We start from the raw sequence: 17,619 nt of genomic DNA, 5'->3' as shown, positions 1-17,619 counted from the left end.
CCCTGCCAGGGACAGCCTGTACCAGGCAGTGAGAGGAGGCGGCATGGCGCGGCAGGAGCTGGCCCACTACCTGCGGGACCGCCGGGCGGCCCTGCGTCCGCACGAGATCGGCCTGGCGGCGACGGGCACCGACCGCCGCACACCGGGTCTGCGCCGCGAAGAGGTGGCGGAACTCGCCCACATGTCAGTCGACTACTACACGCGGCTGGAGCAGGCCCGGGGGCCGCAACCATCGGCCCGGATCCTGGACGCGCTGGCCCGCGCGCTGCGGCTCACGCCGGCCGAGCGCAGCCATCTGTTCCGCCTGGCGGGTTCGAGCGCGCCGCCTGGCATCAGCGCGGTGCGGCGGGTGCGCCCGCACGTGGCCCGGATGCTGGAGCGGCTGCCGGAGACCGGTGCCATCGTCACTGACGCGGCGTACGACGTTGTCAGCTGGAACCCCCTGGCCCGGGCACTGCTCGGCGCCGACCCTGGAGGCGGGACGACGAACCTGGCCCGACGCCGCTTCCTGGGCCAGGGGTGGATGTATGAGAGCTCCAGCGCCGAGGAATTCGGGCACATCGTGGTGGCGCGGCTGCGCCGGGCCGCGGACCGCTACCCGCATGACCCGCAGCTGGCCACGCTGCTGGCCGAACTGCACGCCGGCAGTGCGGAGTTCCGGCAGATCTGGGAGGCACGTCCGGTCCACGCTCCCGGGCATCGTACGAAGACCCTGGGCCCTCCGGAGGTCGGTGAGCTGCGGTTGAACTGCGACGTCCTGCTCGTGCCCGAGGATGACCAGGAGGTTGTCCTGATGACAGCCGACCCCGGATCACCCGCTCTGCGGGCCCTGCGCAGGCTGGCCACGCAGGCGACCTGAAACGAAGGATGCGCACAGGTCTCGCCAACGGTCACAGAGCGTCGCAACGCAATATTCACTCGGACCGCGCGGTCCTGACTTTGCCCGCCCCTCGGGCTGGGGCGCCTGCTTGGGGCCGTCGCGTTGTGCGAGCGGCTGTTCGTGATACGGAGTACGGATGCTTGGTCGACTCCCGCTCGTTGAGCAACTCGATGGCTTGCGGTCCGTGCTCTCCCAGAACGAGGTCCTGACCGAGGTGATGACCAGGGCAGCGACGATGGAGCTGCCCGGCTGGTATGTGACGGCGGGCTGCCTGTTCCAGACGGTGTGGAACGTGGTCACCGACAGGCCCCCGACCAGCGGCATCAAGGACTACGACATCTTCTACTTCGACGGCACCGACCTCTCCTGGGAGGCGGAGGATGCCGCGATCAAGGCAGGACAGGAGATGTTCGCCGGGCTGCCGGCCGAGGTGGAGATCCGCAACGAGGCCCGTGTGCACCTCTGGTACGAGCAGAAATTCGGCGTGCCCTGCCCGCCTCACGAGTCCACCGAGGCGGCGATCGACTCGTTCGCCGCGACGACGTGCTGTCTGGGGGTGCGGCTGGAAGCCCACGGTAGGTGGCGCGTCTATGCGCCCCACGGGCTCTCCGACGTGTTCAACCTCGTGGTCCGGCCGAACCCAGTCCTTGCCCCGCGAGAGGTCTATGAGACCAAGATGGCGCGCTGGAGGGACGAATGGCCGGAGCTCACCGTGCTGCCGTGGCCGGGCTGACGCTCGGATGCGGGTGATCACGCGGCGAGTTCCTCCCCGGTGGCCCAGTTCGCAAAAAGTGAAAGACGCGCCACGAGAACGATGCCCTGCCCGCCAGCGTGGTGACGGGCGCCTGCGGTGCAGTACATGAAGATGCTTGCGCAGGCCGCCGCGCTCATCCCGTGCGCCGATGCTGTCGGGGACGTGACCGTTTCTCGACGTACATCTGTTCGTCGGCGGATTTCAAGACCTCGTCCGCGGTCATTCCGCAGCGTGCCCATCCGATGCCGAAACTGGCGCCGACGCGGACGGCGCGGCCGTCGACGCGGATGTGCGGGATGATCGCGTTCCGTAGTCGTACGGCGAGGTCAGCCGCGTCGGCGGGGGCGAGCCCGTCAGCGAGCACAGCGAACTCGTGGCCGCCAACACGGCCGACAACGCCCTCGTCTGGGATCCCGTTGGTGAGTCGTTGCGCTACTTCGACGAGCACCATGTCGCCTGTGTGGTGTCCATAGCGGTCGTTGATCGATTTGACGCCGTCGAGGTCGCATACGAGGACAGCGAGGCCTTTGGCGCCGTCACCAGTATCGTCAGCGGGCGGCCCGAGGTGTATGTGGGAGAGGGTGCCGTCCTCATGCATGCCTGCATCAGCTGGCCGGTGAGCGTCGATGCACAAGCGGGAGTTGAGGCGGGCACGCAGCTCAGTGACGTTGGGCAGACTGGTGAGCGGGTCGTGACTGACCTGATGCATCAGCTGGAGTTCACGGTGTTTGCGTTCTTCGATGTCCTCAATGTGCGTGAGAACGAAGCGGGGGCCGTCGGGTGCGTCGGCAACGACGGAGTTGCGCAGGGAGACCCAGACATAGGTGCCGTCGCGGCGGCCGAGTCTGAGTTCGGCACGGCCGCCTTCTGCTGACGTGCGGAGCAAGATGCCCATGTCTTCGGGGTGTACGAGGTCAGAGAAAGCGATACGGCGCAGGCCAGAGGCTGAGCGGTCGAGCAGGCGGCACAGGGCGTCGTTGGTGCGCACGATGCGGCCGTGCTGGTCGCCGCCCAACTCGGCGATGGCAAAGCCCGACGGGGCGTACTCGAAGGCTTGACGGAAGGACTCCTCGCTGGCCCGCAGGATCTCCTGTTCCCGCTCCAGGCGGACCAGGGCGCGCTGCATGTTGGCGCGCATTCTGGCGCTGCCGACGGCGATAGCGGCGTGGAATGCGTAGGACTGCAGGGCCTCGCGCTGGTCCGGGCTGGGCGGGCGATGGTTGCGCGGGCGGGCTACGGACAGGACGCCGATGAGCTCGCCGCCGCTGCCGCCAGAGGTTCCGGGAGCGTACATGGGGGCGTAGAGGCGGTCGGAGGGGTGCCAGCCCTCCTTGAAGCGGCGCTCGGGCCCGTCCTCCTTGTTGTGCCACTCCGGTACGTCGTCGTCGAGGATCCAGCCCTCAGTGTGCGGTATGAAGCGTAGGCTGCCCCAGGCCTCGCCCATGTGGAGCCGGCGGTCCCAGGAGGTACGAGAGCCGACGCGGCCGGTGATCAGTGCCTCGGCGGAGTCGCCCGCGCAGGAGGCGAGCACGAGATCGCCGTCCGGGCGTACCAGGTGCATGAACGCCAGTTCGTAACCGAGACCGTTGACGACACCGTCCACAACGGATTGGAGCGTGTCGGCCACTGCTCGTTGGTCCGATCGTGGGGACACGTCAGTCGCGGCCTTGGATCGTGTCGGATGAACTGCGGTCACTCATCGAACCGTTGCTGCCCGAGCCGGCGCCGAAGCTGGCCGAGGGCGGACCTCGAGTGCCGTACCGGCAAGCACTGCGCGGGATTCTCTTCGTCCCTCACACCGGCATCCAATGGGAGTACGTGCCTCAGGAGCTGGGCTTCGGGTCGGGCATGACGTGCCGGCGGCGCCTGGCCGCGTGGAACGAGGCCGGCGTCTGGGACCAACCGCACGTGCTGCTGCCGGAGAAGCCACGGTCGCAGGACCAGCTGGACTGGTCCCGGGCAGTGATCGACTCCTCCCACGTCAGGGCCGCGCGCCGGGGCCCAAAAGCGGGCCCAGCCCCGTCGACCGAGCACGGCCGGGCAGCAAGCACCACCTCATCGTCGACGGGCAGGGCATCCCGCTCGCAGTGTCACTGACTGGCGGGAACCGCAACGACGTCACCCCACTCCAGCCACTGCTCGACAAGATCCCGCCCGTCGCAGGCCGCGTCGGCAGGCTGCGCAGGCGCCCCACCGCGTTGCCGGCCGACCGTGGTTACGACCACGACAAGAACCGGCGTCTGCTCTGGACCCGCGGGATCCGACCGGTGATCGCGAAGTGCGGCGAGCCCCACGGCACCGGCCTGGGCATCTTCCGCTACGTCGTCGAGCGCACGATCGCCTGGCTTCACGGCTTCCGCCACTTGCGCATGCGCTGGGGACGACGCGACGACATCCACGAAGCGTTCCTCGGGCTCGCCGTCTGCCTGATCACCCATCGCCACGTCCAACGGCTTTGTTAGGAACAGTAAGCCGGGACGGCGCCCTGCAGGTGGTCTCGCTTGAATCCGCCGGTTCTCCATCGTGCCTGCGAAGCGATGGCAAAGCTGGAAAACTACCGCTGATCCGCAGACGTCGGTGCGCTGCGGCGTCTTCGAAACATCAGCTCCGTCCGCGCCTCGGTCTGCGTGGTCTCGGCGGCCGCGGGTCGCCCGGCACGGCGACCGACATGCTGTGAGCGCAGCCCCAACCACCCCTGAACCCCTGCTCCGGAGGCCCGACGCCCGGAACCGCATCGACTGAAAGCTAGCCTGAGTACGTGACCAAGACGTGGGAACCGACAGGCAAGGGAGTGCTCCAGCTTCCGTCCGGCCGCTTGGTCCGTGGTCGCGGACTGCGCCAACTGCTTCCGGAGGGCCCCGTTCCTCACTACGGCGTCTACCTGCTCGGCGCCCCGCCTCCGACGGTTCCCTGGGTGGCTCAATGGCTACTCTGGAGGGACTTCCGACTGCCCAGTAACCACTCTCAGGCACGAGAGGTCCTCCAGATGGCATGGGCCCGCGCCGACGCTGAACGCGTCGAGATCGCGTGCGGCGGAGGCCGGGGACGGACAGGAACAGCCCTGGCCTGCCTCGCCGTTCTGGATGGGGTACCCGCTGGTGAGGCGGTGAACTTCGTGCGTCACCACTATCATTCGCGCGCAGTTGAGACCCCTTGGCAGCGTCGCTACGTGCTCCGCTTCGCCGCTGACTGCAAAGCCGCCTGACACGACTCAGAACCGTCAGAAGCTGCGCTTCCTAGGCAGGCAGACAGGCAGACAGGCAGACAGGCAGACAGGCAGGCAGGCAGGCAGGCAGACATGGCAGCCACAGCGACCGCGCGTACCAAGCCGCTCCACACCATGAGCCAGGGCGACAATTCCACCATTGAGCACCAACTCCGGTGCTGATCGATAGGACTTGGCCGTCGACTGCGCTCCGTTCAGCCCGGCCACTCGATCGATGTCACGGACCTCGAACGCATCGGGCGGCGACAAGGACTGGGCAGTTCCGTTGCCCGAAGGTCCCACCCGGCCGTGCCGGCGGTGCCCCGAACCCCGTGACCCCCGGCGCTCCGCCACGGAGCCGGGACCGCTTCCTCGACGAGAGGGGTGCTTGATCGCGGTTACGCCCCTGGCGGTGCGTTGGGGGCAGACGGCCCGGCGAATGGGTGGGCGAATCGGCTGCACGCGCAGCAGGGGAGGCGGTCGTGCGGGAGCGGTCTCATGACTGTCGCGCGGACGTGGAATCCCGGATGGAACTCGATTGCCGGCATCGGCGAACAACGGGTGACCATGCCCACATCGTCAAAGGGACCACATGAAACTCGCAGGTGACCAATGACCGCTTCACCGGGCGTCGGAGTGGGCCGTGTTGCGGTGATGGAGGGATCGGCCGACTCCGATGCCTCGGTCATCGAACGGTCCTGGGACGACCCGGACGTGTTCGCCGTCCTGTTCGACCGCTACGCCGACAGCATTCATGGGTACGCGGCCAGGCGGTTGGGGAGCGAGGCGGCCGACGATCTGATGGCCGAGACGTTCGTGATCGCGTTTCAGCGACGCCGGCGTTACGACCTGTCGAGGTCGCAGGCGGTGCCGTGGCTGTACGGGATCACCACCAACCTCATCGGTCGGCACAACCGTGCCGAGGCCCGCCGGCTGCGCGCACTGTCGCGTGCCGCCTCCACGGCTCCGGCCGAGGGAAGCGGCGAGGGCGAGGCGATGGAGGACCGGGTGGTGGCCCGGGTCAGCGCCGAGGAGACCCGGGGCAGGCTGGCTGCGGCCCTGGCGGGACTGTCCGCCCGTAACCGGGACGTCCTGCTGTTGATCGCCTGGGGCGACCTGGACTACGCGGAGGCCGCGGAGGCCCTGGGCATACCGGTGGGCACCGTGCGCTCACGGTTGCACAGGGCCCGCAGCGGAGTTCGCGAGGCGCTGGGCGAGTCGGATCCCACAACGAGTCGAGAGGACCAGGAGGAGCAGGATCATGGATGACCTCACACGGGTGCGGGAGTGGGAGGCCGACGTGCCGCCACCGACCGACGAAGCCCGCTCGGCCGCCCGCGTTCGGTTGCAGAGCGAGATCCACCGGGAGAACCACGGGACCAGGTCGGCCGCTCCGTCCCGGCGGCTGGTCTTACGGGTGGCGGCTGCCGGGGCGGTGGCGGCGGTGGGGGGAACCGTCGTCGTCGCCTCGGCGAACCGCGACGGCAACGCCGTAGCGCGGACGTCGCTCACCGCGGCGCAGGTGTTGCGCAAGGCCGCGGACAGGTCACGGTCCGACAGTTCCGGGCTGCCGATCCCGCGCAACGACCAGTATTTCTACACCAGGACGTACAGCACGCAGACGCCTCTGAAGGGCGGCAGGGCCAAGACGTGGACGGACGAGAGCTGGCTGTCGGTGGACGGCTCGCGGCCCTCACGGCGACAGGAGCACGGCAAGGTCCACCATGATCCTCCGCTGGGAAAGCACGAGGTGGCGTGGCCGCCCACCTCGTACGCGAAGCTCGAGACGATGCCCACGGACCCGGACAGGCTCCTCAAGGAACTATCGCTCGGGGGTGCGGGCACGGCGGACGGAGACAGGAACGCGTTCTTCGAGATCTGTATGTTGATGCGGGGGCCGCGCGTGATGCCTCCCGGTTTGCAGGCCGCCGCCTTCGAGGCACTCGCGAAGATCCGCAGCGTTGAACTGGACCACGACCAGGTGGACGCCATCGGTCGGCACGGGATCGGCGTCTCGTACCCAAAGATCAGCTTCACGTTCGTCTTCGACAGTGAGACCTACGACTACCTCGGTCTGCGTTTCAAGGGCAGTGGCCTCAAGCGCGTCAACGGGAAATGGCAGACGGCCGGCTGGTACTTCGAGATGACCAGCATGGAGAAACTGGCCGTTGTCGACCGCGTCGGTCAACGCCCCCAGGGTTAGGGGGACCTCACGTGCTGCATCGCCTGCATGGGCTGACAGACGACCTCATTCTGTTAGCCGTTGTTATTGATTTCGATGCGGCACCAAGCGGTTTCGACTTCATGTGAGTACCTAGAGGACGACCGTGCCCTCCAGCCAAATGAGCCCAAGCGCTGCCTGTTTCTCGAGGTCGACGTCCAGGACGCGTCGGGGGTCGAGTCGTTCGGCCGGCTGGTGCGGTCGACCAACGGCCCATCGGTCGAACTCCCCGGTCCAACCTGGCCACGTACGCGGGGATGGTCGACGCGGTGCGCAAGCTGTACGCGGCGACGGACGAGGCCAGAGCGTGCGGCTACTCGGCCGGGCGGTTCTCCTTCAACGTGCGCGAAGGGCGGTGGGAGACCTGCCAGGGCGAAGGATTCGTCGCGGTGGGTCTGCTGTTCTTGCCCGGGAACTACGCGCCGTGCCCGACCTGGCAGGGCGCCCGGTGCAACGCCGAAACGCGGGAGGTCACCTACCGCGGCAAGGACATCGCGGAAGTGCTGGAGCTTTCCGTCGACGTCGCCGCCAGGTTCCTGTCCGCCGTTCGGGCGCCTCCCGCAGTCTGGAGACGTTGCGCGAGGTGGGACTGGGATACCTGCGGCTGGGCCAGTCCGCGACGGAACTCAGCGGCGGTGAGGCGCAACACATCGAACTGGCCACCGAACTGCGGCGTGCCCGCCGCGGGCACGCGCTCTACCTGCTCGACGAGCCGACGGCGGGGCTGCCCCCGGACATCGCCCCGCTGCTTCGACAACTGCACCGGCTGGTCGACGCAGGCAACACGGTCGTCCTCGTCGCGCACGACCTGGACACGCTCGCCACCGCCGACCGGGTCATCGACCTCGGGCCGGGCGGCGGCGACGACGGCGGGCGGGTGGTCGCGGCGGGCCCGCCGGCCAAGGTGGCCAGGGCCCGCCGCAGCGCCACTGCGCCCTATCTCGCGGCCCGGCTCGCGCACCCATGGGCTGGTGCCGGGCCGGGCCTGGTCAGGGGCTGAGGCTCTGGCGCATGTCGAGATAGCAGCGCAGCCGTAAACCGGCTGCTCGGCGTCTCGGGTCTTGCGTTCCACCGAGGTAGCCGCCCACATTGCGGCCGGAGCCGCCTGGAAGGTGAAGGCTGACTGGTCGTCCGCGGCAGCCACGTCGATCACGACCAGAACGGGCTTGGGTCGGCCGACCTTTGAGGAAGGTGTGCGAGGTTTCACCCGGTATCTGACTCTGTCATGGGATGGGCGTGCAGGTCAGCCTGTTGACGAGCGCCGGTTGCATGGCGAGGACGAACAAGTCGACTGGGATTCGGTCTGGCGGGCGTGTTACCGCGCTCCGGGTGTGCCCCTGGCATGGGACCGAGCCAGAGGGCTATCCCAGCCCGGGCTCTGCGACATACTGCGGTCATGAGTGGAGAGGAATCGACTCGGCTGGCGAGAGCCCTCATCGAGTTCCGTGAGGCCGAAGGCATCTCGGAGCGTGAACTCGCGCGCCGCACCTGGCTGAGTGAAGCGACCATCAGGACCTTCGAATGCGACCGCGGGGACCTGCCCACCGCGACCGTTGCCCGAAGCTTGGAGGAAGTCCTTGGCTGGGCTCCGGGCAGCATCAAGACCGCGCCGTCCGAGGCGATGGGCGGTGAGGCATCGGCCGAGTCGCCCATGGACCTCGAGTAGACGCGCTGGTCAGGGAGAATTCCAGCGATTGCGGTCGTGGCCTGGTGAACAGTCCCGGCTCGGTTTCGGCCAGGATTCCGCGCCTGGTCAAACGCTTCAGTTTGATGCGGACGTTGTTGATGTTGTTCGGTGCGAGGTTCAGGTCCGTCGCCTCGCAATGCCAATCATCCAGGTCGCCATCCTCGGCCGGGTCTCCTACACCACTTTGGCGGACGCCATCTTCACGTACCCCCTCCTCGCCGAGGGCCTCAACGCCCTCTTCACCCCCCCCAGCAACTAGAAGGCCAGCCGAGATCTGCGGCTATTGCCGTATGCGCCCGGCATCGACCACAAGGGGCGGCCGATGCCGGTGGAGGAGTAAACGCGAAGGCCACCCCACCTGGGGGGCGCTGCGACAGTGCACCGGTCCTGGTGGGTCAGGCGAAGTAGTGGTCCTGACTGAGGTCGGCCAGCAAGCCGGGTTCCTGGGGGCGCCAGTCGTAGCGTTCGCGGGTCGCGGTGCTCGAGGTCGGGTTGTCGTTGCGGGCAAATCGCAGGATCCACCCGAAGTGGGCGGCGGCCTCCTCCTCGCCGAGGGAGACCACCGCTGCGCCGAGGCGACCGCCGACGGCCTCGGCGACGGCCCGCAGCGGTACGCCCTCCTCCGCCGCCGCGTGTAGAACGGCACCGGCGTCGGCCGACTCCAGGGCGTTGCGGAAGAGCCGGGCGGCGTCGAGCCGGTGCACGGCCGGCCAGCGGTTGTAGCCGTCGCCCAGGTAGGCGGAGACGCCCGTCTCGCGGACGAGACGGATCAGTTGCGGGACGAACGCGTGGTCGCCGACGCCGTGCACCGAAGCCGGGAGCCGGATTGCAGAGACCCGCACGCCACGGGCGGCCAGGGCAAGCGCGGCCCGCTCCGCCTCGCCCCGGTGCGCGCCGGGCGCTGCCGGGTCCGGGCTGTCGGTCTCGATACCGAGGCGGCCGGGGGCGAGCACACCGGTGGCGGAGCTGATGACGAGGGGGCGGCCGGAGTCTTCGAGGGCGTCACCGAACGCCTCGATCACGGCGAGCTCGGTGCGCAGAGCGCCAGGCATGTCGGAGAAGTCGTGGTTGAAGCCGGTGTGGATCACCCCGTCCACGGATCCCGCGGCGGCTCGCAGCCCGTCGACGTCGTTAAGATCGCCCCGGCACGGCTCCACCCCCGCCTCCTTCAGGGCCGCTTCGGCCGCGTCCGAGCGGGCCAGGCCGAGCACCTGGTGCCCGGCGCCGAGCAGCTCGCGGACGACCGCGCTGCCGATGAACCCGGTGGCACCGGTGACGAATACACGCATGACTGTTCACCTCACGGAGAGTTTCTGCTGGAACCGCTCCCAGGCTGCGTCCTGCACCGGCCGCCGGTCCAAGGCCTGTTGCGCACCGGGTGATGCTCGATCCGTCATGACTGCAGGTCCTGGCCGGAGTATGGTCGAGGCGTGGCCGATCTTCCCGTTCCACCAGCGGACTTGGAGCTGCGCCTCGTGCGCTATTTCACGGTGGTCGCCGACGAGCTGCACTTCGGCAGGGCCGCCGACGTGCTGCGGCTGGCGCAGCCGTCGCTGAGCCGGCAGATCCGGCGCCTGGAACGGCAGCTGGGTGCGCGGCTGCTGGACCGTTCTCCGCGCGGGACGCGGCTGACTGCGGCAGGTGAGACCTTTCTGCCACAGGCCCGGGAGCTGCTGCGGGCGGCGGCACGGGCTACGGCGAGCGCTCGCTCCGCCGCAGGGCACGGTCCGTTCACCGTGGGTTACACCACGAATCTCATCGTCACCCCGGCCGTGCGCGAGCTGCGGCACCGGCATCCGGACGCCGATGTGCGCGCCGTCCACCTGAGCTGGAGCGAGCCGCGGGACGCACTGCTCGACCACCGGGTCGACGTGGTCGCGGCGCGGCTGGTGTTCGCCCCGGACGGGCTGGAGATCACCCCTCTCTACGTAGAGCCGCGGGTTCTGCTGGTGCCTCTCGGTCACCGGCTGGCTGGCAAGGAGTCGGTCACCCTGGACGACATCGCCGGCGAGACACTCCCCCGGTTCGCGGGCGTCGACGGGGGTGGGGCGAATCCGCCGGGCCACACCCGGCTGGGTGCGCTGGTGGAGACGCTGGAGGACAAGCTGGAAATGGTCGCGGGCGATGAGGTGGTGTCGCTCGCCCCGGCCGGGTTCGCGACCAATCTGCGGCAGGACATCGTGAGCGTTCCAGTCTCGGACGCACTGCCGGTACGGGTGGTGCTGGCCTCCAGATCCGGCGAACGGCACCCACTGCTCGCCGCGTTCCGCGCGGCGGCGTCGAGGTATCTGCTCCCCGCTCGCTGAGCGGTCGGGCTCAGCGAGTGCAGTTACGTAACGGGCGGGCACCGGCCGTCAGTCGTCGGCCCCGAGGGCAGTTTCTGCAGTTTCTACGCCGATACCTGACAGCACCTCAGGAACTGCTGTGCCGTGGCAGGCCGCCTCCGCGAGTTCATCGACGTACTCGTGCGGGTTCAGGTGCGCGCGCAAGGACCTTGAAGGGCTGGGCTGGCGGCAGACATTTCGTTCGAGGCATCGCCGCGCGTCACGGAGGTCTTTCCTCCGGTGACCGCCGCGTGGCCTCGCTCAAGCTTCCCTCCAGATCTTCTAGGTCTTCCGGGTCCCACTCGGGAAGCAACGATGTTTCGGCCTGGTCCAGTGGCTGCTCGGTCCACAGGATCTTCCCGCCGTCGGTGTACCGGGTTCCCCAGCGCTGGCTCATGCGGGCGACGAGGAACAGGCCGCGGCCGCCCGGACCTCCCGTTCCGTCGGCTCACCGAGGAGATCGCGGAACGGTGGCCGGAGGCCCCGCCGTTCGGTGGGCAGTTCGACCAGGTCGTCGCATCCGACCATCGCCCAGGGGCAAGACGATGCCGTGCTGAAGGAGGCCGCGGCCGGCCTTCGCGGCCGGCTTCCCGTCACTGCCCGCGTGTCGTCGGTCGATCTGATGGTCCACGACGGAACAAGCCGGCAGCAGCGGGCGTCGTTCGCGCTCCGGTGATTCCTCTGCCGGCCGTCGGACAGCAGAGGTGTGGCCGTCGCGGTGCCGGAGCCGGACGGGACCACTCCACGGCCGGTCGGTCCGGCACCCCTTGATGTCATGGAGGACGTCGCCTTCCTCCGCTGTGAGGTCGGAGGCGGGTCTGCCGAGCACCTCCCGCGGCGTGTACCCCAGGATCTCCCGCGCCCCGCCGGACCAGCCCTGGACACCACCGTGGACGTCCAGGGTGGCCGTGGCGGCCATCACCGCGCCCGTGGAGCGCGGAGGCGCTCCGTATTCCGGTTCTCTCCGGCGCAGTCATCCGCGTTCCCCTCGCGAGACGGTGTCGCCCGTTCATTGTTGCTCGCCCGAGAAGGCGTGGCACGGGGTGCGGGACACGAGAGGGATCGCCCGACCTGGTGGTGCCTGTCCGTGTCGCTGGCCGGACCAATCCCGATCATGCAATGCCCCTGGTTCACGCGCCGATTTGGAGGGAGGAACGCCTACGCGCAGGCGTTCGGACTGTTTTACTCGGAGTCCAGGTGCGGGAGGCGCAGACGATGGCGAGAACACCGTGGGGCAGACGTCGGCTCGATCGCCGGCTCAGGGAACACTGGCAGCAGGCGACGGGCCACAAGGACTGGGGTGACGACAGGATCGGCACGCTCCTGGAAGGTCTGGGTCTCAACTATCCGAGTGACCTTGAGGTCCGTCGTCTGGCGGCCATCCCGCCGGGCGTCGAACTGCGCGCGACCGAGGTCGAAGAGGCATGGAACCAACCGGATTCACCCTTCCGACACGTCCACATCACCCTGGGCCTGCTCGAGAGCCTCAATCACGTGGGCCTCGTGCGTATCACCAAGGACGACGACGGCAGGAGGTGGCTGACCGTCCCGGAGGGACTGCACGAGCGCTTGAGGTCGCGCTGGTCGGCGGGTGAAGAGGCCGCTTGGCACGAACAGCTCGTGCACAACGCCTTCCTCCTGCTGAAACCCGGTGACCCGTGGTGGTCTCTGCCCGCCGGCGCCGGATACTGGTGGCGGCATCTGGTGTGGCACTTGCGGTACTGCGACCCGGCTCAGGCCGCCGCGCTCGTGACGTTTCCAGGCTGGCAGATCGCCAAGATCCAGCGGTTGGGTGCACAGAGCCTGCTGGCCGATCTGGCCCTGGTCGACTCCCCGGAGTCCAGGGAGACCGCTTCAGTGATCAACGAGGTCATGGGCGCGGAGGAGCACGGCTCCCGGCTGGATCCGGGGAAGCGGGCCGAGCTGCTGCGAGCCCTGAGCCCTGGCCCCGTGCCGCTCCCGCGAGCGGACGCGGACCCCCACGCGGGCCGGCAGAAGTCCGCCGTCGCCGGGCACCCCGGTGGCCAACAAGTGTCGGCGGTCCGTGGTGTGCTGCAGCTGCCGCGGTCCACATTCGGCTTCGCTCTGTCACCGGACGGCACATGGCTGGTGGCGGTCGGAGACGGCGGGCTCGTCAACGTGTACGACGTGGAGACCCAGGACCTGCGACGGGTGATCCGTAGCCCGTACGACAGGCTCTATAACTGCGCCGTCTCTCCGGACGGCAGTTTCATCATGACCAGCGCGGTGGGCGAGAAGGCGCAGGCATGGGACGCGGTCAGCGGCGAGGAAAGGCTCCCCTTCAAGGTCGGTACCGTGGGTGAGTCCGTGTACGGTCCGGACGGCACGTGGGTCGCCTACAACAGCTTCACCGGCAGCTTCGTCGACCCGCTCACCAATGAACGCCGGGGAACGAAGCCCACGTTGAAGGGAATGTCGCATCTGGCGCTCGCTGCCGACGGATCAACCCTGGCCACCCGCGGCCGCGACAGTCAGGTCCTGCTCTGGGACCCACGTTCCGGCCGACTGCTCGCGAAGTTGCCCGACCAGCCGCACTCGGTCCACCGGATCGGTCTGGCCGGGGACGGCTCATGGATCGCGTTCGGCGGACCGTACGACCTCCGGGTTCTGGAACTGCCCAGCAATCGCGAGCGCTTCACGCTGGAGCAGAACGGTACGCGTTTCGCCACCACCGAGGACTGGCTGGCCGTGCCTGCCGCCAGACGCGTGCAGATCCGGTCGACCCGCACCGGTGAGCTCTTGGACACCCTTGAGGCCCACACGGACGTCGTTCTCGACTGCCGCGCGTCACCGGACCGAGAACACCTCATGACCTTCGACCGCAGCGGCACACTCATCGTGTGGGACGCGGCAGCCATCGTCCCGTGACACTGCGCCTCCCCCCGCCCACCCGAACGCGCGCCCCGCCGCTCGGTCCAGTTGTGATTGAGGGGTTCGCAGTCGGTGTGGTGGGTGGGGTGTGAGCTGTGGTGTTGATGATCGGCCAGCACTGGGGAGACCTCCGCCCGCAGCGTGGCCCTGGCTCTGGTCGGGCTTCCTCCAACTGCCGGGTCTGCGGACCGTAGTGGAAATGGGCACCTGGCTGGCGGGCCGAATATGGGCACCCATGAGCACAGTGTGGCGGGCCGCCGCCACCAGCGCAGACAGACTCTCCGTCCCGCAACGGCCCTACACCGGGCGGGTCCTGCGCGAATACTGGCGGGAGCCTTCCGGGTCAGCTTCGTAGGCGGCCATGGCGGGTTAACGATCGAGCCAGTGCCAGCAGACGTCCAGCGGATGAGACCACTGCCCGCATCGCGCAGGAAGACATGGGGGACAAGGCCCCGGGTGCAGGTGCTCGTGCTGTGTGCGCTGCACACCTGTCGGTGCGCCGCGGCTGGGGGGCGTCCTACCGCACGATTTTGGTGTTCACTCCTGGTAAACGACACCGGGATGCCGGGGGCTACCGTCCACCTCTGGGCGTTCGAGCTCGATCGCGGTCAGCGCCAGGTCCAAAGGGATGCCGTAGAAGTATTCCCGGTGCACCCGCCGTACCCGATCCCCTTTGACCAAGGTGTTCAACCGCTCAAGGACGCGATCTTCCCACCGCCCGGCCGCCTGGTCTGTGGTGCAGGGTTGCGAGGCCCAGGCGTCGACAAGAAAGCATTGGTGGATCTCGGCGGCGTGCTCGTGGCGGCGGACCCTGTCGCGTAGCGCGGCCAGAGTCCGCCCCTCGACCATGCCGACCTTGATGTAGCGGACGATTCCCTCGAAAGTCAGCAGGTACAGCCGCCTCCCGAGCCTTTCAGGCTGTTTGTCGCCGAGCTCGTCGTGGCGCAGGGCACGCCAGGAGCCCGAGCGGGCGGCGGCGATGTCGTAGGGATGGTAATTGGGCAGTGTGCCCTGGGTGGTGGCGGAGTTACGGGCGCGGTCGAGGCGTATTTGGGCCTGCTCGTGAGCGTCGGCTGCGGCCAGCGGATGCAGGTCGAGGTGGGAGAAGTCCTTGAAGTCGCCGAAAAAGACGGTCATCAGGCCAGCTTGCCCGCTCCCGGAGCGGAGCCAGACCGGCCTACCGCGCCACCGCACCGCGACCACCTCAGCGACAACTCGCGGGCAGCTCCCTCCATCCTCACCCGAGGTCATCCGCTCTTCGCCGCTCCCGGTGCCCGTGTTCTCCCGCGCCGGAAGCGGGCGGGTGTCGTACCGAGATACGCCCGGAAGGCCCGTGAGAACGCGGACTCGGAGGAGTAGCCCACCTGACCGGCGACGGCTGCCACAGTCGCGTCCGTGGTTGTGAGCAGTTCCGCCGCAGCCATCAGCCGCGCCCGGGTGAGGAAGGCGCCCACGGTCGTCCCCGTGTCCCGGGTGAAGTGACGCAGGAAGGTGGCCCGCGACATGGCAGCCGCGCCGCTGAGCCGTTCGATCGTCCAGTCGGCACCCGGATCGCTCAGCATGCCCTCGACGGCCGACGCGATGCGGCCGTCGGCCGCCGCGGTCCACAGGGCGGTCCGCGTTGTGTCGCCCCGCGAGGTGCGCAGCACCATCGCCAAAAGCACCGTGCACAGCGCAGAGAGGATCGCAGCGGTGCCCTCGCCCTCGCGCCGCGCCTCACCGCGCATCAAGGCGCTCAGCATGCGCAGCACCTCATCGCTCTCGGTGGACTGCCCGAAGGAGACATGCACCGGGTCAGGCAGGCTTGCCAACAACAGCGAGCCCGCACCCGCGTCGAACGTGTAGTGCCCGCAGAACAAGTCGATGACGGGCCTACCGCCGTCCTCGCTTCGCGTGGTCACGAACACCTCGCCGACGCTCTCCGCCGTCCCCGTCAAACCGGCCCCACCGTCAGTGATCACCCGGTGCGGAGCGCCGCTCGGGATCATCACCACGTCCCCGGGACGCAGGTCGAGCAGGACCGTGCCCACCTGCAGCCGACATGCGCCTTCCAACAGCACATGGAAGGGTGCCCGCAGCTCGCCGTGAGCCGGCACGTCCATCCTCGTACCGGCTCCGAGCAGGCAGCGCTTGTCGAGACCGGCCTCGAGGCGGGCCATGCGCAGCAACCGGCTGACTGAATCCATGATGAAACTTTCAGGCAGAAAAGCGAGACGATCAAGTCTAGTCGTACCAGTGGCCGCGCCGCAGACTCAAGACATGGAGATCACCACAATGCTCACCGCGGATATTCTGGTCATCGGCTTCGGCAAGGGCGGCAAGACCGCCGCACGTGTACTCGCCGACGCCGGCCGCCGAGTGGTCCTGATCGAGCAGTCCGAGAACATGTACGGCGGGACCTGCCCGAACGTCGGCTGCGTACCGACCAAAATGCTCGTCCACTACGCGAACACCAAGCGCCTCGAGGACGACGCGCAGGAGTTCTTCGCCCACTCGGTCGCCGGCGTTCGCGCGCTGACCAGCGCTTTCCGCGCCGGCAACTTCGACGCGCTGAACAGCAGGGACACCGCGACGGTCATCACCGGCACAGCCCGGTTCGTCGACCCGCACACCGTCGCCGTCGGCGAGGCACCGGACCTCATCACCGTCACCGCCCCCACGATCCTCATCAACACCGGCTCCGAGCCGGTGATCCCCCCGATTCCCGGCCTCGCGAGCAGCCCCCACCTCGTCTCCAGCACGGAACTCACCCGCACACAGAACCTCCCCGAGCGGCTCGTCGTCCTGGGAGGCGGCTACCTCGGCCTGGAATTTGCCGGCATCTACCGGGGCTTCGGCACCGAAGTCACGGTCATCGAAGCAGCCGACCGGCTCCTGCCGCGAGAGGACGAGGACATCGCCCAGACCGTCGAAGAGATCCTCACCGGCGACGACATCCGCGTCATCACCGGCGCGAAGGTCACCGAGGTCCACGACAACGGCGCCGTCTCAAAGGTCGTATACGAAAAGGACGGGCAGACGCACACCGTCGAAGCCTCCGCACTGCTGCCCGCCACCGGACGCCGACCCGTCACCGACCGCCTCCGGCTCGACGCCGCCGGCGTCCGGACCGCACCGAACGGCGCGATCGAAGTGGACGAGCACCTGCGCAGCAGCCAACCGCACATCTACGCACTCGGCGACGTCAACGGCGGCGAGCAGTTCACCTACATCTCCCTGGACGACGCGCGCATCGTCCTGGACCAGCTCCTGGGCGCGGGCAAGCGCACCACGACCGACCGCAGGGCCGTGCCCCACACCCTGTTCATCACGCCCCCGCTCGCCACCGTAGGACTGACCGAGAGCCAGGCGCGGGCGCGAGGACTCGACATCACGGTCTCACGGGAGAAGGTCGCGAACATCGTGGCCATGCCTCGCGCCTACACCGTCGAGGAGACCCGCGGCGTCATGAAGTTCGTCGTCGACTCGGACACCGACCTGATCCTCGGGGCCGCCCTGCTCAGCATCGACGCGCAGGAGATCATTAACACCGTCGCGCTGGCCATGCGGCACAACATCACCGCGACGCAGCTCCGCGACTCGATCTACACCCACCCGAGCTCGACCGAAGCCCTCAACGAGGTCTTCGACAAGGTCGTCTCCTGACCCTGCCCAGC

The 17,619-nt window shown here is 68.5% G+C and carries 15 protein-coding genes and 4 pseudogenes; 12 read left to right on the top strand and 7 right to left on the bottom strand.

The window, feature by feature from the left end:
• Positions 1 to 43: 43 nt before the first annotated feature.
• Together ACFVTC_RS33595 and ACFVTC_RS33590 are read left to right on the top strand one after the other, a co-directional pair.
• Positions 44 to 859 carry a helix-turn-helix transcriptional regulator gene (locus tag ACFVTC_RS33595; protein ID WP_390132241.1) on the top strand — a complete coding sequence of 272 codons (816 nt, stop codon included), beginning with the start codon at positions 44 to 46 and terminating at the stop codon, positions 857 to 859.
• Positions 860 to 1,016: 157 nt separating this feature from the next.
• Entirely contained in the window at positions 1,017 to 1,613 is a 597-nt protein-coding gene (locus tag ACFVTC_RS33590) for a nucleotidyltransferase family protein (protein WP_390132240.1), read from the top strand.
• A gap of 154 nt (positions 1,614 to 1,767) precedes the next feature.
• On the opposite strand, the pseudogene ACFVTC_RS33585 reads toward ACFVTC_RS33590, so the two are convergent.
• Positions 1,768 to 3,267, bottom strand: a pseudogene (locus ACFVTC_RS33585) (diguanylate cyclase domain-containing protein); the annotation flags it as partial.
• 11 nt (positions 3,268 to 3,278) lie between these two features.
• Here ACFVTC_RS33585 and ACFVTC_RS33580 point away from each other — a divergent pair.
• The 5 genes and pseudogenes from ACFVTC_RS33580 to ACFVTC_RS33560 form a co-directional block, all read left to right on the top strand.
• A protein-coding gene (locus ACFVTC_RS33580; RefSeq protein ID WP_390132239.1) for an IS5 family transposase occupies positions 3,279 to 4,096 on the top strand; the annotation gives its coding sequence in 2 pieces (ribosomal slippage) (positions 3,279 to 3,630 and positions 3,630 to 4,096; 819 coding nt in all).
• Between the two features lie 296 nt (positions 4,097 to 4,392).
• Complete coding sequence (locus ACFVTC_RS33575) at positions 4,393 to 4,839, top strand: protein-tyrosine phosphatase family protein (protein WP_390132238.1); 447 nt, start codon at positions 4,393 to 4,395, stop codon at positions 4,837 to 4,839.
• A gap of 612 nt (positions 4,840 to 5,451) precedes the next feature.
• Positions 5,452 to 6,108 (top strand): RNA polymerase sigma factor, encoded by a 657-nt coding sequence (locus ACFVTC_RS33570; protein WP_390132237.1) that lies wholly within the window; start codon positions 5,452 to 5,454, stop codon positions 6,106 to 6,108.
• The gene (locus tag ACFVTC_RS33565) at positions 6,101 to 7,042 is read left to right on the top strand and encodes a CU044_5270 family protein (RefSeq protein WP_390132236.1); all 942 of its coding nucleotides are present in this window, start codon (positions 6,101 to 6,103) and stop codon (positions 7,040 to 7,042) included. Before ACFVTC_RS33570 ends, ACFVTC_RS33565 begins: the two co-directional genes overlap by 8 nt.
• A 162-nt stretch (positions 7,043 to 7,204) precedes the next feature.
• A pseudogene (locus ACFVTC_RS33560) lies at positions 7,205 to 8,060 on the top strand (ABC transporter); the annotation flags it as partial.
• A 99-nt stretch (positions 8,061 to 8,159) separates the two neighbouring features.
• On the opposite strand, the pseudogene ACFVTC_RS33555 reads toward ACFVTC_RS33560, so the two are convergent.
• Positions 8,160 to 8,204 (bottom strand): annotated as a pseudogene (locus tag ACFVTC_RS33555) (hypothetical protein); the annotation flags it as partial.
• Positions 8,205 to 8,456: 252 nt separating this feature from the next.
• Between ACFVTC_RS33555 and ACFVTC_RS33550 the strand changes: the two are divergent.
• Together ACFVTC_RS33550 and ACFVTC_RS33545 are read left to right on the top strand one after the other, a co-directional pair.
• On the top strand, positions 8,457 to 8,726 hold the full coding sequence (locus tag ACFVTC_RS33550; RefSeq protein WP_390132235.1) for a multiprotein-bridging factor 1 family protein: 270 nt from the start codon (positions 8,457 to 8,459) through the stop codon (positions 8,724 to 8,726).
• Positions 8,727 to 8,883: 157 nt separating this feature from the next.
• The gene (locus tag ACFVTC_RS33545) at positions 8,884 to 9,006 is read left to right on the top strand and encodes a hypothetical protein (protein ID WP_390132234.1); all 123 of its coding nucleotides are present in this window, start codon (positions 8,884 to 8,886) and stop codon (positions 9,004 to 9,006) included.
• A gap of 136 nt (positions 9,007 to 9,142) precedes the next feature.
• On the opposite strand, the gene ACFVTC_RS33540 is transcribed toward ACFVTC_RS33545, so the two are convergent.
• Entirely contained in the window at positions 9,143 to 10,036 is an 894-nt protein-coding gene (locus ACFVTC_RS33540) for an SDR family oxidoreductase (RefSeq protein WP_390132233.1), read from the bottom strand.
• 141 nt (positions 10,037 to 10,177) lie between these two features.
• Between ACFVTC_RS33540 and ACFVTC_RS33535 the strand changes: the two genes are divergently transcribed.
• Positions 10,178 to 11,053 (top strand): LysR family transcriptional regulator, encoded by an 876-nt coding sequence (locus tag ACFVTC_RS33535; protein ID WP_390132232.1) that lies wholly within the window; start codon positions 10,178 to 10,180, stop codon positions 11,051 to 11,053.
• A gap of 238 nt (positions 11,054 to 11,291) precedes the next feature.
• Here ACFVTC_RS33535 and ACFVTC_RS33530 read toward each other — a convergent pair.
• Together ACFVTC_RS33530 and ACFVTC_RS33525 are read right to left on the bottom strand one after the other, a co-directional pair.
• Positions 11,292 to 11,498, bottom strand: a pseudogene (locus ACFVTC_RS33530) (ATP-binding protein); the annotation flags it as partial.
• A gap of 21 nt (positions 11,499 to 11,519) precedes the next feature.
• Positions 11,520 to 11,990, bottom strand: a complete 471-nt coding sequence (locus ACFVTC_RS33525; protein ID WP_390132231.1) for a PAS domain S-box protein — start codon at positions 11,988 to 11,990, stop codon at positions 11,520 to 11,522.
• Positions 11,991 to 12,286: 296 nt separating this feature from the next.
• On the opposite strand from ACFVTC_RS33525, the gene ACFVTC_RS33520 reads away from it, so the two are divergent.
• Positions 12,287 to 13,960, top strand: a complete 1,674-nt coding sequence (locus ACFVTC_RS33520; protein ID WP_390132230.1) for a WD40 repeat domain-containing protein — start codon at positions 12,287 to 12,289, stop codon at positions 13,958 to 13,960.
• A 540-nt stretch (positions 13,961 to 14,500) separates the two neighbouring features.
• On the opposite strand, the gene ACFVTC_RS33515 is transcribed toward ACFVTC_RS33520, so the two are convergent.
• Both ACFVTC_RS33515 and ACFVTC_RS33510 read right to left on the bottom strand, forming a co-directional pair.
• On the bottom strand, positions 14,501 to 15,100 hold the full coding sequence (locus ACFVTC_RS33515; RefSeq protein ID WP_390132229.1) for a hypothetical protein: 600 nt from the start codon (positions 15,098 to 15,100) through the stop codon (positions 14,501 to 14,503).
• Positions 15,101 to 15,210: 110 nt separating this feature from the next.
• A complete protein-coding gene (locus tag ACFVTC_RS33510) occupies positions 15,211 to 16,149 on the bottom strand; it encodes a cupin domain-containing protein (protein ID WP_390132228.1) in 939 nt (312 codons plus the stop codon).
• A 73-nt stretch (positions 16,150 to 16,222) separates the two neighbouring features.
• Here ACFVTC_RS33510 and ACFVTC_RS33505 point away from each other — a divergent pair, with 73 nt between their 5' ends.
• Complete coding sequence (locus ACFVTC_RS33505) at positions 16,223 to 17,608, top strand: dihydrolipoyl dehydrogenase family protein (protein WP_390132227.1); 1,386 nt, start codon at positions 16,223 to 16,225, stop codon at positions 17,606 to 17,608.
• Positions 17,609 to 17,619 lie beyond the last annotated feature (11 nt).

Origin of the sequence: Streptomyces sp. NPDC057950 (genome assembly GCF_042887295.1) — a bacterium.
Lineage (GTDB): Bacteria > Actinomycetota > Actinomycetes > Streptomycetales > Streptomycetaceae > Streptomyces > Streptomyces kaempferi.
This window is presented reverse-complemented; position numbering and strand designations above follow the sequence as displayed.

What these genes read in the sequence shown, in the direction of transcription:
- ACFVTC_RS33520 (WP_390132230.1), top strand. Translation starts at nt 12,287, where the DNA reads ATGGCGAGAACACCGTGGGGCAGACGTCGGCTCGATCGCCGGCTCAGG.
- ACFVTC_RS33595 (WP_390132241.1), top strand. Translation starts at nt 44, where the DNA reads ATGGCGCGGCAGGAGCTGGCCCACTACCTGCGGGACCGCCGGGCGGCC.
- ACFVTC_RS33590 (WP_390132240.1), top strand. Translation starts at nt 1,017, where the DNA reads ATGCTTGGTCGACTCCCGCTCGTTGAGCAACTCGATGGCTTGCGGTCC.
- ACFVTC_RS33525 (WP_390132231.1), bottom strand. Translation starts at nt 11,990, where the DNA reads ATGGCCGCCACGGCCACCCTGGACGTCCACGGTGGTGTCCAGGGCTGG.
- ACFVTC_RS33515 (WP_390132229.1), bottom strand. Translation starts at nt 15,100, where the DNA reads ATGACCGTCTTTTTCGGCGACTTCAAGGACTTCTCCCACCTCGACCTG.
- ACFVTC_RS33540 (WP_390132233.1), bottom strand. Translation starts at nt 10,036, where the DNA reads ATGCGTGTATTCGTCACCGGTGCCACCGGGTTCATCGGCAGCGCGGTC.
- ACFVTC_RS33550 (WP_390132235.1), top strand. Translation starts at nt 8,457, where the DNA reads ATGAGTGGAGAGGAATCGACTCGGCTGGCGAGAGCCCTCATCGAGTTC.
- ACFVTC_RS33570 (WP_390132237.1), top strand. Translation starts at nt 5,452, where the DNA reads ATGACCGCTTCACCGGGCGTCGGAGTGGGCCGTGTTGCGGTGATGGAG.
- ACFVTC_RS33505 (WP_390132227.1), top strand. Translation starts at nt 16,223, where the DNA reads ATGGAGATCACCACAATGCTCACCGCGGATATTCTGGTCATCGGCTTC.
- ACFVTC_RS33510 (WP_390132228.1), bottom strand. Translation starts at nt 16,149, where the DNA reads ATGGATTCAGTCAGCCGGTTGCTGCGCATGGCCCGCCTCGAGGCCGGT.
- ACFVTC_RS33565 (WP_390132236.1), top strand. Translation starts at nt 6,101, where the DNA reads ATGGATGACCTCACACGGGTGCGGGAGTGGGAGGCCGACGTGCCGCCA.
- ACFVTC_RS33545 (WP_390132234.1), top strand. Translation starts at nt 8,884, where the DNA reads ATGCCAATCATCCAGGTCGCCATCCTCGGCCGGGTCTCCTACACCACT.